At 63.2% G+C, this 17730-nt stretch carries 16 protein-coding genes; 14 read left to right on the forward strand and 2 right to left on the reverse strand.

Going from position 1 to position 17730, the window contains the following annotated elements; translation table 11 throughout:
- Positions 1-84 precede the first annotated feature (84 nt).
- From DELCS14_RS05170 to DELCS14_RS05220, 11 genes are all read left to right on the forward strand, one after another.
- Positions 85-1164 carry a pilus assembly protein PilM gene (locus tag DELCS14_RS05170; RefSeq protein WP_043795715.1) on the forward strand — a complete coding sequence of 360 codons (1080 nt, stop codon included), beginning with the start codon at positions 85-87 and terminating at the stop codon, positions 1162-1164.
- Positions 1161-1772 carry a PilN domain-containing protein gene (locus DELCS14_RS05175; protein WP_013800760.1) on the forward strand — a complete coding sequence of 204 codons (612 nt, stop codon included), beginning with the start codon at positions 1161-1163 and terminating at the stop codon, positions 1770-1772. Before DELCS14_RS05170 ends, DELCS14_RS05175 begins: the two co-directional genes overlap by 4 nt.
- Positions 1772-2449, forward strand: coding sequence for a type 4a pilus biogenesis protein PilO (locus DELCS14_RS05180; protein WP_013800761.1), 678 nt, complete (start codon positions 1772-1774; stop codon positions 2447-2449). The genes DELCS14_RS05175 and DELCS14_RS05180 overlap by 1 nt, the downstream gene beginning before the upstream one ends.
- Entirely contained in the window at positions 2449-2997 is a 549-nt protein-coding gene (locus tag DELCS14_RS05185; RefSeq protein WP_013800762.1) for a pilus assembly protein PilP, read from the forward strand. The genes DELCS14_RS05180 and DELCS14_RS05185 overlap by 1 nt, the downstream gene beginning before the upstream one ends.
- A complete protein-coding gene (locus DELCS14_RS05190) occupies positions 2994-5141 on the forward strand; it encodes a type IV pilus secretin PilQ (protein ID WP_013800763.1) in 2148 nt (715 codons plus the stop codon). Before DELCS14_RS05185 ends, DELCS14_RS05190 begins: the two co-directional genes overlap by 4 nt.
- A gap of 23 nt (positions 5142-5164) precedes the next feature.
- Complete coding sequence (locus DELCS14_RS05195; RefSeq protein ID WP_043795717.1) at positions 5165-6592, forward strand: Ig domain-containing protein; 1428 nt, start codon at positions 5165-5167, stop codon at positions 6590-6592.
- Between the two features lie 65 nt (positions 6593-6657).
- Positions 6658-7188 carry a shikimate kinase gene (locus tag DELCS14_RS05200; protein ID WP_013800765.1) on the forward strand — a complete coding sequence of 177 codons (531 nt, stop codon included), beginning with the start codon at positions 6658-6660 and terminating at the stop codon, positions 7186-7188.
- 129 nt (positions 7189-7317) lie between these two features.
- Positions 7318-8436: a 3-dehydroquinate synthase gene (gene aroB, locus DELCS14_RS05205; RefSeq protein WP_013800766.1), complete on the forward strand. Its 1119-nt coding sequence runs from the start codon at positions 7318-7320 to the stop codon at positions 8434-8436.
- Positions 8437-8500: 64 nt separating this feature from the next.
- Positions 8501-9679, forward strand: a complete 1179-nt coding sequence (locus DELCS14_RS05210; protein ID WP_013800767.1) for a deoxyguanosinetriphosphate triphosphohydrolase — start codon at positions 8501-8503, stop codon at positions 9677-9679.
- Between the two features lie 138 nt (positions 9680-9817).
- The gene (locus DELCS14_RS05215) at positions 9818-10438 is read left to right on the forward strand and encodes a DUF1415 domain-containing protein (RefSeq protein WP_012207370.1); all 621 of its coding nucleotides are present in this window, start codon (positions 9818-9820) and stop codon (positions 10436-10438) included.
- Positions 10435-11334 (forward strand): SAM-dependent methyltransferase, encoded by a 900-nt coding sequence (locus DELCS14_RS05220; RefSeq protein ID WP_013800768.1) that lies wholly within the window; start codon positions 10435-10437, stop codon positions 11332-11334. The genes DELCS14_RS05215 and DELCS14_RS05220 overlap by 4 nt, the downstream gene beginning before the upstream one ends.
- A 7-nt stretch (positions 11335-11341) precedes the next feature.
- Here the strand turns inward: DELCS14_RS05220 and DELCS14_RS05225 are convergent, their stop codons facing one another.
- On the reverse strand, positions 11342-12451 hold the full coding sequence (locus DELCS14_RS05225) for an MBL fold metallo-hydrolase (protein ID WP_013800769.1): 1110 nt from the start codon (positions 12449-12451) through the stop codon (positions 11342-11344).
- A gap of 192 nt (positions 12452-12643) precedes the next feature.
- On the opposite strand from DELCS14_RS05225, the gene DELCS14_RS05230 reads away from it, so the two are divergent.
- The 3 genes from DELCS14_RS05230 to DELCS14_RS05240 all read left to right on the forward strand — a co-directional run bounded on the left by DELCS14_RS05230 (position 12644) and on the right by DELCS14_RS05240 (position 16505).
- A complete protein-coding gene (locus DELCS14_RS05230) occupies positions 12644-14056 on the forward strand; it encodes an alkaline phosphatase (protein WP_013800770.1) in 1413 nt (470 codons plus the stop codon).
- Between the two features lie 38 nt (positions 14057-14094).
- Entirely contained in the window at positions 14095-15612 is a 1518-nt protein-coding gene (locus DELCS14_RS05235; RefSeq protein WP_013800771.1) for an alkaline phosphatase, read from the forward strand.
- 95 nt (positions 15613-15707) lie between these two features.
- Entirely contained in the window at positions 15708-16505 is a 798-nt protein-coding gene (locus DELCS14_RS05240; RefSeq protein WP_013800772.1) for a hypothetical protein, read from the forward strand.
- Between the two features lie 195 nt (positions 16506-16700).
- On the opposite strand, the gene DELCS14_RS05245 is transcribed toward DELCS14_RS05240, so the two are convergent.
- Complete coding sequence (locus DELCS14_RS05245) at positions 16701-17708, reverse strand: tripartite tricarboxylate transporter substrate binding protein (protein ID WP_012207363.1); 1008 nt, start codon at positions 17706-17708, stop codon at positions 16701-16703.
- Between the last annotated feature and the right edge of the window lie 22 nt (positions 17709-17730).

Here is a 17730-nt window from a genome sequence, read left to right on the forward strand (position 1 = left end):
CTGCGCGCAGTCTTGCTGATAGCATTCAACCTATATGTGAAGGTTTGTTGCGTTCTTTACATACACAAGAAGAGGGAGGGCAAGTTGATTGCTATGGGATCCTTATTCAGTCGCCAGCCCGCACCTTTGCTAGGCATCGACATCAGTTCTTCGAGCGCCAAGCTCGTTGAGTTGTCTCGTGCCAAGTCGGGCGAACTGTTGCTGGAGCGCTGTGCCATCGAACCGCTGGAGCGGGGATGGATCACGGACGGCAACATCGAAAAGTTCGACGAAGTGGCAGAGGCTGTACGGCGACTGGTCAAAAAAAGCGGCACGCGGACCAAGAACGTGGCCATGGCCTTGCCGGCCTCGGCCGTGATCACCAAGAAGATTTCGCTGCCGGACGGCATGAGCGAGCAGGAACTGGAGGTCCAGGTCGAATCCGAGGCCAATCAGTACATTCCTTTCTCGCTCGATGAAGTGAGTCTGGACTTCTGTGTCATAGGCCCGTCATCGAATTCACCCGGCGATGTGGACGTGCTCATTGCCGCATCGCGCCGCGAGAAGGTCCAGGACCGCCAGGGCCTGGCCGAGGCGGCCGGCCTCAAGCCGACGGTCATCGACATCGAGCCCCACGCCTCCCGCATGGCGGCTGCAAGGCTGATCGAGCGCCTGCCCAATCAGGGCAACAACGCCCTTGTGGCCTTGTTCGAGTTGGGCGCCATGACGACCAGCATGCAGATCCTGCGCGACGACGAGGTGCTGTATGACCGGGACCAGGCTTTTGGCGGCGCACAGCTGACGCAACTGATCGCGCGCCAATATGGTTTCTCGCTCGAAGAGGCCGAGTCCAAGAAGCGCAGCGGCGAACTTCCGGAGGACTACGCGTCCGCCGTGCTCAAGCCCTTTGTGCAAAGCATGACGCAGGAAGTGTCGCGCGCACTGCAGTTCTTTTTCACCAGTACGCCCCACAACCGCATAGACCACATCCTGCTGGCAGGCGGCTCGGCCCCACTTTCCGGCCTGTCCGAGGCCATCACGCAGCAGACCGGATTTGCCTGCAGCCTTGCCAATCCCTTTGATGGAATGGAAGTCGGCAGCGGCGTACGCCTCAAGCGCATGTCGCGCGAGGCCCCCGCCTACCTGACCGCCTGCGGACTGGCCATGCGGAGGTTTGTCTCGTGATCCTGATCAATCTGCTTCCTCACAGAGAAGCAACACGAAAGCGCCGCAAGGAAGCATTCCAGGCCACCATGGTCCTGTCGGCCCTGGTGGGGCTTTTGATCATTGGCGCGGTGTACTGGTGGTACCAGATGATGATCGAGGCCCAGCAGGCCAAAAACAGCATGCTGCGCGCCCAGATCACCGTGCTGGAGTCCCAGATCAAGGAAATTGCCGGGCTGGAGGATGAGATCACGGCCCTGCGTGCACGTCAGAAGGCCGTGGAAGATCTGCAGTCCGACCGCAATCTTCCGGTGCACATGCTCAACGAGCTGGTGGCGCAGTTGCCCGATGGCGTCTACATCACCAGCATCAGGCAGGAAGGCCTGTCTGTGACCATGCAGGGTACGGCGCAGTCCAATGAGCGGGTTTCCGAAATGCTGCGCAATCTGTCCGAAGGAACACCCTGGATCTCCAAGCCTGATCTGGTGGAAATCGTGGCCAGGACGGTCAATGTCACGCCCAAGGACCAGCGCCGCGCTGCTGCGTTCAATCTGCGCTTTCAACTGACGCGTGCCAGTGTGGCGGAAAAGAGCCTTTCGACGCCGGCCAACCCAGGAAAGCCCCAGTGATGGCCAAGAAGAAAAAGAACGACATCGACTTCTCCGCACTGCAGGAGAACATCCAGCGCCAGTTCCGTGGTCTTGATCCCAATGACCCGTCGCGGTGGCCTGTGTTGCCGCGGGCGCTTTTGTGTGTGGCCATCGCGCTGGCTGTGGCCGCCGTGCTCTGGTATGTGCTGATCAAGGACTACGAAGACACCTTGGAGCAGGAGCGCAATACCGAAGTCACGCTGCGCCAGGACTTCAGCCAGAAGCTGTCCAAGGCCGTCAGCCTGGATGGCCTGAAGAAGCAGCGTGAACAGGTCCAGCAGTATGTGACGCAACTGGAAAAGCAATTGCCCAGTAAGGCGGAAATGGCGGCGCTGCTCTCGGATATCAATCAGGCAGGGCTGGGCCGCAGCCTGCAGTTTGAAACCTTCCGGCCTGGTGCGATGGTTGTCAAGGAGTACTACGCCGAGTTGCCCATTGCGTTGAAGGTCACGGGCCGCTTCCATGACATTGGATCCTTTGCGTCCGATGTGGCCTACCTGTCGCGCATCGTGACCTTGAACAATCTCTCGATCGTCCCCGTGGGCAAGGAAGGCAGCGAAGTCTTGAGCATGGAGGCGACGGCTCGGACCTTCCGCTACCTGGATGCCGACGAGGTGCAGGCGCAACGCGCGGCTGCAGGGAAGGGCAAGAAATAATGAGACACATGCGTTTCAGCGGCTGGCTCACGCTGGCAGCCTGCTTGGCCGTCTCAGGCTGCTCTTCTTCTGATCAGGAGGAGCTGCAGAGCTGGATGGCTCAGGAAAGAGCCAATGCCAAACCCCGTATCAAGCCTCTGGAAGAGCCCAAGACCTTCACACCCCAGGCCTATCTTGGTTCTGATGGCATGGATCCCTTCAATCCCATGAAGCTGATGCAGGTGCTGCGCAGGGAGTCTGCACAGACTAGCGCCAATACCACCCTGATTGCTTCCGAACTCAATCGCCGCAAGGAACCGCTGGAGGCCGAGCCTTTGGATGCAATGACCATGGTCGGCAGTCTGGACAAAAAAGGCGTGCCTACGGCGCTTGTCAGGGTGGGGGCTTTGCTGTACCAGGTTCGGGCAGGAAATTACCTGGGGCAGAACTACGGCAAGGTTACCCGGATCACCGAGACGTCCATCCAGTTGCGGGAAATCGTCCAGGACGGCAGCGGCGACTGGATAGAGAGAAATAGCACACTGGAGTTGCAGGAGGGAAGAAAATGATGGGCACACATCGAAGCATGTTGCACAAGGCTCGCTGGGGAATCGCCGTAGGCGGTTGGCTGCTTGGCTCCTTGGCATGGGCGCAGTCCGCGATAGAGTCGGTCTCCGGCTCGATTCAAGGAGGCACTGAGGTGGTGCGCATCGAGCTTTCCGAAGCGCTGGCTGCGGACCCGACCGGATTTGCAATCCAGTCGCCTGCACGAATCGCACTGGATTTCCCTGGCGCAACCAATGCCACGGGTAAATCGATGGTCGAGCTCAACCAGGGCAACCTGCGCTCCATCAATATCGTGGAGGCATCCGGCCGCTCCCGCCTGGTGCTGAATCTGAAGTCTGCTACGTCCTACCGCACTGAACGCCAAGGCAAGGCACTGCTGATCCTGTTGGATCCGGTGGCAACGTCTGCCACAGTAAAGCCTTCTACGCAGCAGGGCGTGTTTGAAGCCAAGACAGCTGTTGGCAGTGATGTCCAGCCCATTCGGGATGTTGATTTCCGCCGCGGCAGTGACGGCTCGGGCCGCATCGTCGTGGGTCTGAGCAATAGCCAGGTTGGCGTGGATCTGCGCCGCGAAGGCAAGGAACTGGTGGTCGATTTCCTGCGCTCCTCTTTGCCTGAAGGGCTGCGACGCAAGCTGGATGTTGGGGATTTCGGAACGCCGGTGCAGACAATCTCTTCGGTGCAGCAGGGTGAGTCGGTCCGCATGCGCATCGCTCCCGTCGGCGACTGGGAGCACAGCGCCTACCAAAGCGACAGCCAGTTTGTGATCGAGGTCCGCCAGAAAAAGGTGGATGTGAGCAAGCTCACGCAGGGACCCGGCTACAGCGGTGAAAAGCTCTCCCTGAACTTTCAGAACATCGAAGTGCGGTCGCTGTTGCAGGTGATCGCCGATTTCACGAACTTCAATATCGTGACCTCGGACACGGTTTCTGGTGCGTTGACCCTGCGTCTCAAGGACGTTCCCTGGGATCAGGCGCTGCAGATCATTATGGACGCCAAGGGCCTGGGCATGCGCAAGTCCGGCTCGGTGCTCTGGATTGCTCCCAAGGATGAGATCGATGCCCGTACAAAGCGTGACTATGAAGCCGCGATGGAAATTCAGAAGCTGGAGCCGCTGAGAACCCAAGGATTTCAGCTGAATTATGCGAAGGCGGCCGATATTCTGTTGCAAATCACGACCAACACCAGCGGAAGTGGTGTCGGTGGAACGGCTACGAGATTCCTGTCTGAGCGTGGATCCGCAATCTCTGAGCCTCGAACCAATCAACTCTTTGTGACTGACACCCCTTCCAAGCTTGAGGCGATGAAGGCTTTACTGGCGACGTTGGATGTGCCAGTGCGCCAAGTGCTCATTGAGGCGCGTATCGTGGAAGCCCGTGACACATTTGGGCGTGCGCTAGGTGTGCGCCTCGGGGGTGGGGACCTGCGTGCTCAGCGCGGTGGTGATGGTGGCTACAGTATCGGTGGTGACAATCGTGTTGCGTTCGGTACTGGCTTTGATAACGCGAATGCTTCTGCGGGTGCGGGAGGGACAGTTAATACTTCGGGCAGCTTTGTGAATCTTCCGGCATCCGTGGCGGGTGTTTCTGGGTCTGGTACCTTTGCCATGTCCATATTCAATGCTGCGGCCAACCGTTTCCTCACGTTGGAGCTCTCGGCAATGGAGGCGGATGGTCAAGGTAAGATCATTTCAAGCCCTCGTCTCATGACAGCTGATCAGACTAAGGCACTGATCGAGCAGGGTACCGAATATCCGTACTCGGTCACAGCACCAAATGGCGCGACCACCATAGCTTTCAAGAAGGCTGTGCTGAAGCTGGAGGTGACGCCTCAAATAACTCCTGAAGGTGATATTATTCTGGACTTGGATATCAATAAGGATTCTCGTGGGGAAACCACAGTCCAGGGTGTGGCGATTGATACCAAGCATATCAAGACACAGATTCTGGTGCAAAACGGTGGCACGGTGGTGATTGGGGGTATCTTTGAGCTGGAAGAGACCAATCAGGAAAACAAGATTCCTTTCCTGGGCGATGTGCCTGTGTTGGGTAATCTCTTCAAGAGCCGTTCCAGGGCTTCTTCCAAGAGAGAAATGCTGGTGTTCATTACGCCAAAGATGCTATCGGATATCAGAAATACTCGTTGAATAATAGTAGAAGGTAAGTAATCATGCAAAAAATCTTGTTTGGCACCATGCTGGCACTCGGTTTGGCCGGGTGTGGAGGTGGTGGTGGGAGTGCTGGAGAGACAAGTCAGCCTTACACCATTTCGTTGCGTGCGGATAAAACGCAGCTTCCGGTGAATCTGGGAAATACTGGTCCTGACATTGGTGCGAATGCGGCATATACAACAACGATGTATGTTGAGGCTCGCCAAGGGAGCATGCCTATTCCTGGTGGAGAGGGTATTTTTCAATGTGCGATGACTGCAGGCCTTGATTCGGCAGTGCTGTATTATCTGGACGGAACAGATAAGAAAGACGATCAAGGAAACATATCGGCCAGCCGTTCCATTGTGTTGGGCTCCAATTCTGGAAGTGCCACTTTCCATTTGCACGCAATCGACAAGGCTGGTGTGGCGAGCGTGACCTGCACGGTAACCGATCCTCGCGATAAGCGTCAGGTGAGCGCTGTTGCCAGTGTCAATGTCGGCGGTGCAGCGCAGGGCATTCCCGCCAGCACGCTGGCCGTGACCCAGACGCCTGGCTATCTGGGCTCCCGCGACAACCTCTCCAATCTGCGAAACAACGTCGCACTGGAAGTGAAGGTGGTCGACGACCGCAATCAGCCGGTCACTGGCACCAGTCCCAATGTGCAGGTTCGGATTTTGCCCAGCTCGGCTTATGAAGGTGCGCGCCTGATCTCTGGATCCAAGGCTGGCTCTTCGTTGCAAGTCAATTCGCTCAACGGCATTGCACAGCTGTCGCTTTCCAGTGGCCCCGATAGCGGCGCCATCGTGCTGGAAACGACCGTGGACCGCCGGGACAATGATGTCAGCAATGGCATTCAGGATCCCATCAGGGCCTATACCGTTGTGGGTGTCTATCACGAGATCGCCAAGACGCCTCTGGCCCTGCCTGATGGCTTGAGCATCACGGGTGTCAAGGACCAGCCTCTGGTGTACGGCTTTGCGGCAACAGGCGGCATTCCTCCTTATCGCTGGTCGACACTGGGTGGTGTTCCAGACGGTATGCGCCTGAGCAGCGACGGCGTGCTTTCCGGTACGCCGACGGTGGTCGGAACCTTCAACATGCTGGTACGTGTGCAGGACGCACAGGGCACCGTGGTCGACAAGACCGTGACCGTGACCATCGCGGCCAAGGCACCTCTGGCCTTCACTGCACCGACCATCTCTGGCGTCCGTGATGTGGCCCTGGCGTACGCACTGTCGGCAACTGGCGGTAGCGCTCCCTACACGTGGGTGAGTCTGGGTGGCACTCCCGAAGGGCTGGCGTTGTCCAGCGACGGCATCTTGTCGGGTACTCCGACAGCGGATGGCACCTTCAACATGATCGTGCGCGTCACGGATGCCGACAACACGGTGATCACGAGGAACATGACCATCACGGTGGCCAAGCCGGCAACCACGACGCCGTAAAGGCGATGCCGTTCGCGGCCATGGGAGATAATTTTGATTTCCCATGGCCCGTGCGGTAACAGCAAATGGATGTATCAGGCTTGGTAACCCGGGTGGCCCTGATCGGCCTGCCCGGCTCCGGCAAATCGACCATAGGGCGCCAGCTGGCGCGCCTGTGGTCGATGCGTTTTGTGGATGCGGATCATGTGGTCGAGCAGCGCATAGGCTGCAGCATCCGGGAGTTTTTCGAGCGCGAGGGCGAGCAGGCTTTTCGAGACATGGAGTCGCAGGTCATTGATGAGCTGTCCGCCTCCACATCCAGCCTGCTGCTGTCCACGGGTGGTGGCGTGGTGCTGCGCGAGCAAAACCGCCGCCATCTGCATGCGCGCACCCAGGTCTTCTATCTGGATTGCACGCCAGAGGCCATCGCCGCGCGGCTGCGCAACGATGTGACGCGGCCCTTGCTGCAGGTGGAAGACCCGGCGCTGCGCCTGCGGGAGCTGTTGCTGCAACGCGAGCCGCTTTATCTGGAGACGGCTCACTTCGTGATCCAGACATCGGGTCTGTCTGTGGCGCAGGCTGCGCAGCGCATACGCATGCAGGCGGAACTGGCCTGAGCACAGTCAGGTGGAACACCAAAGGCCTCGGCACTTGCCGGGGCCTTTTTCTTTAAGATCGGCGGTTGCCGGGCGCGCTGCCGTGTCGCGCAATTCCTTTCACTCTTTCTGCCTTGGAGCGACACCATCTTGCCCACCGCTTCCTCCTTGCCTGCCGCCCAGGTCGTGACCATCGACCTGGGTGACCGTTCCTATCCGATCACCATCGGCACCGGCCTGCTGGACCAGGCCGCGACCTATGCCGCCCTGCCTTCTGCGGCCCAGGCCGTGATCGTCAGCAATGATGTGGTCGCGCCGCTCTACGAGCCCGCACTGCGTCGCGTGCTGGAACAACGCTACCGCAGCGTGCGTACCGTGGTGCTGCCCGATGGCGAGGCCCACAAGGACTGGCAGACGCTGAACCTGATCTTTGACGACCTGCTGTCCGGCGGCTGCGACCGCAAGACCGTGCTGTTCGCGCTGGGCGGTGGCGTCATTGGCGACATGACCGGCTTTGCCGCCGCCAGCTATATGCGCGGCGTGCCCTTCGTGCAGGTGCCCACCACGCTGCTGTCGCAGGTGGACTCGTCGGTGGGCGGCAAGACCGCCATCAACCATCCGCTGGGCAAGAACATGATCGGCGCCTTCTACCAGCCGCAACTGGTGGTTTGCGACCTGGCTTCGCTGGACACGCTGCCCGTGCGCGAGCTGAGCGCCGGCCTGGCCGAGGTCATCAAGTACGGGCCGATCGCCGACATGGACTTCCTGGCCTGGCTGGAGGAGAACATGGATGCCTTGCTCGCCCGCGACCGCAGTGCGCTGGCGCACGCGATCAAGCGCAGCGTGGAGATCAAGGCCTGGGTCGTGGGCCAGGACGAGAAAGAGGCTGGGCTGCGCGCCATTCTCAATTTTGGCCACACCTTCGGGCATGCGATCGAGGCCGGCATGGGCTACGGCAACTGGCTGCACGGCGAAGGCGTGGGCGCCGGCATGGTCATGGCGGCCGAGCTGTCGCATCGCCTTGGCTTGGTGGATGCCGCCTTTGTGCAAAGGCTGCGCGTGCTGATCGAACGTGCGGGTCTGCCGGTGCGTGGCGCCGTACTGGATGCGCGTGACAACGCTGGCCGCTATCTGGAGCTGATGCGCGTGGACAAGAAGTCCGAGGCGGGCGAGATTCGCTTCGTTCTCATCGACGGGCCGGGAAAGGCCGTCATGCGCTCGGCACCCGATGCCTTGGTGCGCGAAGTCATAGACGCCTGCTGCGCCTGACGCGCGGCGCCGGGGGCAAGCCGGAACTGCTAGAGTGCCCTTGTCAGCATGATGAGGCGATCGAATGCAGAAACAGGCCCTGGCCCCTTATGCCTGCAACCCGGCGTTCAGCCGGGGGCGGCGTTTCCCGGAGGCGCCTGCGCCCACGCGCAGCGACTTCCAGCGCGACCGGGACCGCATCGTCCATTCCTCGGCCTTCCGGCGCCTGGTCTACAAGACCCAGGTCTTCGTCAACCATGAAGGCGATCTGTTCCGCACCCGCCTGACGCACTCGCTGGAAGTCGCCCAACTGGGCCGCTCGGTCGCCCGGTCCCTGCAGCTCGACGAGGATCTGGTCGAAGCCATCTGCCTGGCCCACGACCTGGGCCACACCCCCTTCGGCCATGCGGGCCAGGACGCGCTCAATGCCTGCATGCAGCCGCACGGCGGCTTCGAGCACAACCTGCAAAGCCTGCGCGTGGTGGACCGACTGGAGGAGCGCTATCCGGCCTTTGACGGGCTCAACCTGAGCTTCGAGACGCGCGAGGGCATTCTCAAGCACTGTTCGCGCACCAATGCCGAGCACCTGGAAGCGCGGGAGCCCGGTGGCGTGGCCCACCGCTTTTTGCTGGGCCGGCAGCCTTCGCTGGAGGCCCAGCTGTGCAATCTGGCCGATGCCATTGCCTACAACGCCCATGACGTGGACGATGGCGTGCGCTCCGGCCTGATCACCATGGCCCAGCTGCGCGAGGCCGTTCCTTTGTTCGCGCGCTATCACGATGCAACGCTGGCCGAGCATCCCCAACTGGGCATGCCTTTGGCCGAGCGCCGACTGCTGTACGAAAGCATCCGCCGCATGCTCAGCGACCAGGTCTATGACGTGATCGCCGCCACGCAGCAACGCATTGCTCAGGCGCGGCCCTGTTCGGTCGATGAGGTGCGCGCACAGGCTGGCCCCCTGGTGGGCTTCAGCGATACCATGAGGCAGCAGTCGTTGCAGCTCAAGCAGTTCCTGTTCCGCAATCTCTATCGCCATGAACAGGTGATGAAGACCATGGACGGCGCGCAGCAGGTGGTGGCCGAGCTGTTTGCGGCCTACATGGTGGAGCCCGATCGCATGAAGCCGCGTTTCGTGCAGCGGGCCATGCTGGCCGAGGACGTATCGGCGCGTGCGCGGGTGGTGGCCGACTTCATCGCCGGGATGACGGATCGCTACGCGGCCCGGGAGCATGAGCTGCTGACAGGCCTGCGCCTGCTGGGCTGAGAAATCCGAGCACCGGCATCGCCCGGGCGGCGCGGCTAGAATGCGGACCCTGCGTGACAGGGCAGGGAAGGGTTCCTGGACGGTTTCGCAATGTCTGGGGGCGCAGTGCCCCCGTTCGCATTTTTGAAGGGCACAGCCATGACCGATACCAACCACGAGATTCGCGCGGCCGAGTTTCCGCCTGTCACCGTGATCGAGGATACGGTGCACTGGCTCGAAAAGGCCGTGATCGGCCTGAACCTGTGCCCCTTCGCCAAGGGCGTGCACATCAAGGGCCAGATCCACTACACGGTCAGCCAGGCCACCGACGCCGAGGGCGTGGCGGCGGATCTGCACCGCGAGCTGGAAGCGCTGGCCGAGGCCTCGCCCGAGAAGCGCGACACCACGCTGCTGATCCTGCCCCATGCGCTGCAGGAGTTCCTGGACTTCAACGACTTCCTCGAAGTGGCCGACGCCATGGTCGAGGAACTGGACCTGGGAGGCATCCTGCAGGTGGCCTCGTTCCATCCGCAGTTCCAGTTCGAGGGCACCGAAGCCGACGACGTCACCAACTGCACCAACCGCTCGCCCTATCCCACGCTGCACCTGCTGCGCGAGGACAGCATAGACAAGGCGGTCGAAGCATTCCCCGAGGCGGAGTCCATCTACGAGCGCAACATGGAGACGCTGGAGAAGATCGGCATCGAAGGCTGGCTGGACATGGGCGTGGGCGCGCGCTGCCCCGTGGCGCATGCAGCCAAGCCGGGCGCAGCCGAATGAAGGCGCGCCAAGGCAAGCCTGCCGCGAAACCCGAGCAGGATGTGACCGAGCAGCTGGGCCTCAAGCCCGGCCAGTCCATCGAACTGCTCAAGGCGCTGCACATCCTCACGCGCGAAGGCAAGATCAACCAGGACTCGCGGCGCAAGCTCAAGCAGGTCTACCACCTGTACCAGTTCATCGCCCCCATCCTCGAAGAACTGTCGGCCGACGACCATGCGGTCACCCTGGCCGACCACGGCGCCGGCAAGTCCTATCTGGGCTTCATCCTCTACGACCTGTATTTCAAGCCGCTGGGGCGCGGCCATATCTACGGCATAGAAACGCGCGCGCCGCTGGTGGAAGCTTCACAGAAGCTGGCCGCCGAGCTGGGCTTCGACCGCATGGGCTTCCTCAACATGTCGGTGGCCGAATCCACGCATGCCGACTTCATGCCTGCGCAATTCGACGTGGTCACGGCCTTGCACGCCTGCGACACCGCCACCGACGACGCCATCGCCTTCGGCCTGGAGAAGAAAGCCAAGGCCATGGTGCTGGTGCCCTGCTGCCAGGCCGAGGTCGCTGCCTGCCTGCGCCAGACCAAGGCGCTGAGCCTGACGCGCACGCCCCTGGCAGAACTGTGGCGCCATCCCATACACACGCGCGAAATGGGCAGCCAGCTCACCAACGTGCTGCGCTGCCTGTACCTGGAAGCCTGCGGCTACCAGGTCACCGTGACCGAGCTGGTCGGCTGGGAGCACAGCATGAAGAACGAGCTGATCATTGCGCGTTATACGGGGCAGAAAAAGCGCAGCTCGGCCGAACGGCTGCATGCCCTGCTGGCGCAGTTCGGGCTGGAGCAGACGCTGGCGCACCGCTATCCTCATCTGCCGGCCCCCGCACAGGCCGTTCCCGCCTGATCGGTTCCTAGCCGATGGCTGCGGCACCGGGCATCGCCCGGTACCAGGCAATCCCCTCACCATCGATGCTGCGCTCCACCTGCCCCGCATGCATCAAATGATTCAGGCAGGCCAGGCTCTCGCCCGTGGCCATGCCCAGCAGGGCGGGGCTGGATTCGCTGATGGGGCGTGAGAACAGGGCGCCGAAGACATCGACGGCGCGACGCGGTTCGGCCAGTGCGGCCAGCAAGCGGGCGTTGGCGCGTTCCTGGCCTGCGGCCAGTGAATCGATTCGTGCATGCAGGCCGCGAAAGCAATCGCCATGCGCGGGCAGGACGAGCACATCGTCGGGCACTTCGCGCCTGACCTTTTCCAGAGAATCCATCCAGTCGGCCATGGGGTTGGCGTCTGGCTCCATGGCATGGACCGAGACGTTGGACGAGATGCGCGGCAGCACCTGGTCGCCCGAGATCAACAGCTTGAGATCGGGGCAGTAGAGGCTGGCGTGCTCGGGCGAGTGGCCGCTGCCGACCACCACGCGCCACAGGTGCTTTCCTATGCGCAGTTCCTCGCCGTCGTGCAGGCGGCGGTAGCTGTCGGGCAGGGCGTGGATGTGCTTGCCGAAGTTGCCGAAGCGGGCGCGGTAGGACTCCAGGGCGCTGTCGCTCCAGCCTGCGCGGCGGTAGAAGGCGATGGCGTCGGGCGGCGCCTCGCGGCTGCAGTCCGAGACCACGACGCGGCAGTTGAGGTACTCCAGGCGCGTCATGTACAGCGGCACATGGAACTTGCGCGTCAGCCAGCCGGCCAGGCCCACATGGTCGGGGTGCATGTGGGTGACCAGCACGCGTGTCAGCGAGCGGCCGTCGGTGGATTGGGAGAACAGCGCGCGCCAGGTGGCCACGCCTTCGTCGCTGCGCGCGCCGGTGTCGACGATGGCCCAGCCCTCGCCGTCATCGATGGCCCAGAGATTGATGTGATCCAGCGCATAGGGCAGGGGCATGCGTATCCAGAGCACGCCGGGTGCGACCTCCAGCGTCTGCCCGCGCTGCGGTGGCGCCTCGAACGGGTAGTCGAGCACCGGCTTGGGCGGCGCATCCGTGGCGTGCGAGGCGTTCGGGGCTTGGGCTTTCTGGTCCATGGGGTTCCTTGTTCAGTCGCGGGGGTGGCCGGGTGCTCCCCGGCTGGCAGCGCATCCCCGCAACGATACGCCTGCCGCTGCTGCCTTGCTGTCACGGGCTCGTCACAGGCCGCTCCTACAGTGCACGGGTCAATCAACAGGGGGAGGGCGCGGCCGTGCTGCGGGGTCCCCTGCCTACAGAGGGATATCCGCATGAAATTGAAGATGTTGTGCAGCGCGCTGGCTGGTGCCTCGCTGCTGTTGAGCGCCTGTGGCGGCAGCGACGGTTCGTCCGCAGCCGCTCCGACCAAGAACGTGCTGTTCTTCCTGGGCGATGGCATGGGCATCACCACCATGACGGCCGCACGCATCTACAGCGTGGGCGAAGACGGTGAGCTGACCATGGACAAGCTGCCCGAGACGGCCTTCGTCCACACCTTCTCTAACGACGCCCAGGTGACGGACAGCGCGCCCTCGATGGCCGCCTACATGACCGGCGTGAAGATGAACAACGAAGTCATCTCCATGACGCCCGACACCAAGGCCACGGACGCTGCGGGCAAGGCCTATCACACCAACTACGACAGCACCTGCCCCAGCGGCAACGGCCAGGCCGTTCCCACGCTGCTCGAGCAGATGAAGTCCGCCGGCTACGGCACGGGCGTGGTCTCCACCGCGCGCATCACGCATGCCACGCCGGCAACCACCTACTCGCACGTCTGCCACCGCGATGCGGAGAACACCATTGCCGCGGCCCTGGTGCCCGGCGGCTCCGGCTACAACAGCAAGCTCGGTGACGGCGTGGACGTGATCCTGGGTGGCGGCTCCTACTACTTCACGCCCAAGGCCGACGGCGGCCGCCGCAACGACAGCCGCAACCTGATCGCCGAGTTCAAGACGCAAAAGTACAGCTACGCCGCCAACAAGAGCGAGTTCGACAAGCTGCCCGTGGACGGCAGCAAGATCGCCGGCCTGTTCACCAAGGACCACATGGCCTATGACCTGGACCGCGATGCGACCAAGGAACCGAGCCTGGCCGATATGACGGGCAAGGCCATCGACGCACTGTCGGCCAAGAAGAAGGGCTTCTTCCTGATGGTGGAAGGCGGCCGCATCGACCATGCGCTGCACGCCACCAACGCGCGCCGCGCGCTGCAGGACACCGTGGCCTTCGACAACGCCATCCAGACCGCGCTGGACAAGATGGCCAAGCTCGATCCGGGCCTGAAGAACACGCTGATCGTCGTCACCGCCGACCATGACCACACGCTGCACCTGAACGGCTATGCCGCGCGCACCGGCAAGACCGAGGCCGGCAAGCCCGGCGTGCTGGGCCTGGTCAAGAACTACGTGGACGGCAAGGCCTCCACCGATGTGGACGGCAATCCCTACACCATCCTGGGCTTCGGCAACGGTCCCAAGCGCCTGGCCACGCGGGGTCCCATCGACGCTGCCTCGCTTGAAAGCCCCGACTACCTGCAGGAGGCCGTGGTGCCCCTGGCCTCCGAAACCCACGGCGGCGGCGACGTGTTCCTGGGCGCGCAAGGCATGGGTGCCGATACGTTCTCGGGCGTGATCGACAACACCACCGTCTTCACGCTGATCAAGAAGAGCATCGGCTTGTGATGCCGCACGCTGCAATCAAGGCACTCAAGGAATTCCACATGCATCCGATCCTCCAAAAGACCTCCCTCGCCCTGGCTGCGGCCGGCGCGCTGGCGCTGCTGGCACCTGCCGCCCATGCGGCTGGCGAGGCCAAGAACGTCATTTTCTTCCTCGGCGACGGCATGGGCCCGGTCACCGTGACCGCCGCGCGCATCTACAAGGGTGAGAAGCAGCTGGCTGCCAATCCCACGGCACTGACCAGCAGCGAGCGCGCCACGCTGACCATGCAGTCCCTGCCTTACGCCAGCCGCGTCAAGACCTTCTCGCGCGATGGACAGACCACGGACAGCGCGCCTTCGATGGCGGCCTACATGACCGGCGTGAAGATGAACAACGAAGTCATCTCCATGTCGGCCGAGACCCTGGCCTATGCGGCCAACGGCCAGCAGTACATCAACGGTGAGGACACCACCTGCCCGGCCGGCAACGGCCAGCCCGCGCAGACCCTGCTGGAACTGTCCAAGGCCAAGGGCCGTGCCGTGGGCGCCATCTCCACCACGCGCGTGGGCCATGCGACGCCTGCGGCCACCTACGCCCACATCTGCAACCGCAATGGCTACAACAGCATTGCCGAGCAGTCCGTGCCCGGCCATGCCAACTACAACGCCAAGCTGGGCGACGGCATCGACGTGCTCATGGGCGGCGGCCAGCGCAACTACCTGCCCAAGTCGGTCAACCCCAGCAGCAAGCGCACGGACACGGCCAACCTCGTGGACATGATGAAGGCCAAAGGCTACGCCTATGTCGCCAAGGGCAGCGAGCTGTCAGCCCTGGACGCGACCAAGGCCCCCAAGCTGCTGGGCCTGTTCACGCAAAGCGAAATGGCCTACGAGCTGGACCGCGTCAAGCAAAAGCTGGACGAGCCCAGCCTGTCCGACATGACCGGCAAGGCGCTGGACGTGCTCAGCCGCAATGACAAGGGCTTCTTCCTGATGGTGGAAGGCGGCCGCATCGACCACGCACTGCACGGCACCAATGCCAAGCGCGCGCTGGAGGACACGCTGGCCTTCGACCGCGCCATCGAGACCGCCATGGCCTACATGGAAAAGAAGGACCCGGGCCTGAAGAACACGCTGATCGTCGTCACGGCCGATCACGACCACAACATGGTGTTCAACGGCTACTCCAAGATCGGCAATCCCATCCTGGGCAAGGTGCAGGACTACCAGACCGGCCAGATGGCCAAGGCCCAGGACGGCAAGCCCTACACCACGCTGGCCTTCGGCAACGGCGGACGTCCCAACGCCACCGCCTCCAGCCAGGTCAATGCCGAAGATGGCAACAAGCCCTGGATCGCTCCCACGCGCGGCGCCTCGCGCGACGACGTGACGGCCGTGGACACCACGGACGACAACTACCTGCAGGAAGTCGGCCTGAACCTGGGCACGCCGGGCTCCGAGACCCATGGCGGCGGCGACGTGATGCTGTTCGCCGGCGGCGCGGGCGCCAAGATCTTCAAGGGCACGATGGACAACACCAAGGTGTTCTCCAAGGTCCGCGAAGCCGCTGGCCTGTAATTGTTTCTTCCTTCGTTGGCTGCTTGCCAACCCCTGGCCGGAGCCGTGGTACATGCGTGTGCCCGGCCCCGGTTTTTTCGCATTGGCTGGATTCCATGACGCTTTCCCTTCCGGCGCCGCGCGCGGCGCGCCACATCTACGCGGCCGCGCTGCTGGCCTGTTCCGTCTCCGCAGCATGGGCCGCCGAGCCGGCCAAGGCGGCGGCATCCGCACCCACGGCCGCAGTCCCTGCGGATTCCGTGGCCCGCACCACGGCCGCCGTGCAGGCCACGCCCGAAGCCGACCTGCGCATCACCTATGAAGCCATGAGCGTGGGCAGCGACGGCGTGCAGCGAAGCAGCGTCTATACCAACCGCGTCTACCGCCGCAAGGCCCAGCTGTGGATAGAGCGCGAAATGCCCGCCGCCCTGCGCCAGAGCCAGGACCACGGCCATGACCATGCCCACGGCCCGCACGCCGGCCACGCCCATGACGAAGCCCGCGCCGCACCCCTGTCCATCCGCCGCGCCGATGACGGCAAGGTCGGCGTGGAAGTCATCCTGGCCAAGCTGCGCCGCGTCATCAGCGTGGACTTGGCCCACCACGGCAACGTCGGCTACGGCGGCTCCTTCGACAACGTGTACTGGATCGTGCCGCCCACCGCGCTGCAAGGCATGGAACGCGTGGGCAAGCCGCACAACGGCGTGCAGCGCTACCGCGGCACGGCAGGCGAACAGACCACCGTCATCGACTGGGACGTGGCCAACCAGTTCGCCCGCCGCGTGGAGCGCAGCGACTCCCACGGCACCGAGCGCATCGTCGTCACCGCCAGCAAGCTGCCCGCACCGCTGGCCCAGCCCTGGAAGGCCATCGAAGGCTACGACAAGGGCGACTACTCCGACTTGCTGGATTGAACCCCAGCCCCCAACGCAAAAGAGCTGCCCGAAGGCAGCTCTTTTTCATTCCAACGCTCAAGCGCACGGCGCAGGAAACCGGCGCAGCCTAAAGCGGGAGACACCGAGGAAGGGCCTGGGCCGGCCGCGCCGCCCCGCACCGAGGGTGTCGTCCCCCTCAGGGGGAAGCCGCGCAGCGGCTCAGGGGGAGGCCAGTTACACCTGCGCTCCAGAGTCTTTTACGACCTTGCTCCACTTCGTCGATTCGGCCTTGATGTAGGCGAGGAATTCGGCCGGCGTGTCGATCACGACGTCACCGCCCTGGTCGTTGATCTTCTTGACCACGGCCGGGTCCTTGAGCACCTTGGCAATGGCCGTGTACAGGCGCTGCTGCACGGCGGCGGGTGTCTTGGCCTGGGTCCAGAGGCCGAACCACGAAGTGGCCTCGTAGCCGGGCACGCCGGCTTCGGCCACGGTGGGCACATCGGGCAGTTCGGGCGAGCGCTTGGCCGTGGTCACGGCGATGGGACGCAGCTTGCCCGAGCGCACGTGCTGGATGGCCGAGGGCATGTTGTCGAACATGATGGCGATCTGGTTGCCCAGCAGGTCGGTGATGGCCGGGGCGCTGCCCTTGTAGGGCACGTGCACCATGTCTAGGCCCGTCATGGAGCGGAACAGCTCGCCCGACAGGTGGATGGAGCTGCCGCTGCCCGAGGAGCCGTAGTTCAGCTTGCCGGGATTGGCGCGCGCGTAGGCGATCATTTCCTTGACGGTCTTGAACGGCTGGCTGGGGTGGGCCACCAGCAGGTTGGGCACGTTGGCCACGCGCGTCAGGGGCGAGAAGTCCTTGATGGGGTCGAAGCCGGGCTTGGCGTAGAGCGCGGCATTGATGGCATGCGTGCCCACGGTGCCCATGAACAGCGTGTAGCCGTCGGCCGGCGCACGTGCGGCGGCCACGGCGCCGATGTTGCCGCCCGCGCCGGGCTTGTTGTCCACGATCACGGTCTGGCCCAGTTCCTGCTGCAGCGCCTGGGCGACGATGCGCGCCAGGATGTCGGTGGTGCCGCCAGCGGCGAAGGGCACGAGGATGGTGATGGGCTTGCTGGGGAAGCCGTCCTGGGCCAGGGCGGCGGTGCCGGACAGGGCGCCGAGCGCGGTCAGGGATGCGGCGGCCAGCGCCTGCAGGCCACGGCGGCGGGTGAAGTGGGTGGTTTGATCGGACATCGAGAGGTCTCCTGATTCGGCA

Origin of the sequence: Delftia sp. Cs1-4, from assembly GCF_000214395.1 — a bacterium.
In the GTDB taxonomy this organism is placed as follows: Bacteria; Pseudomonadota; Gammaproteobacteria; order Burkholderiales; family Burkholderiaceae_C; genus Comamonas; species Comamonas acidovorans.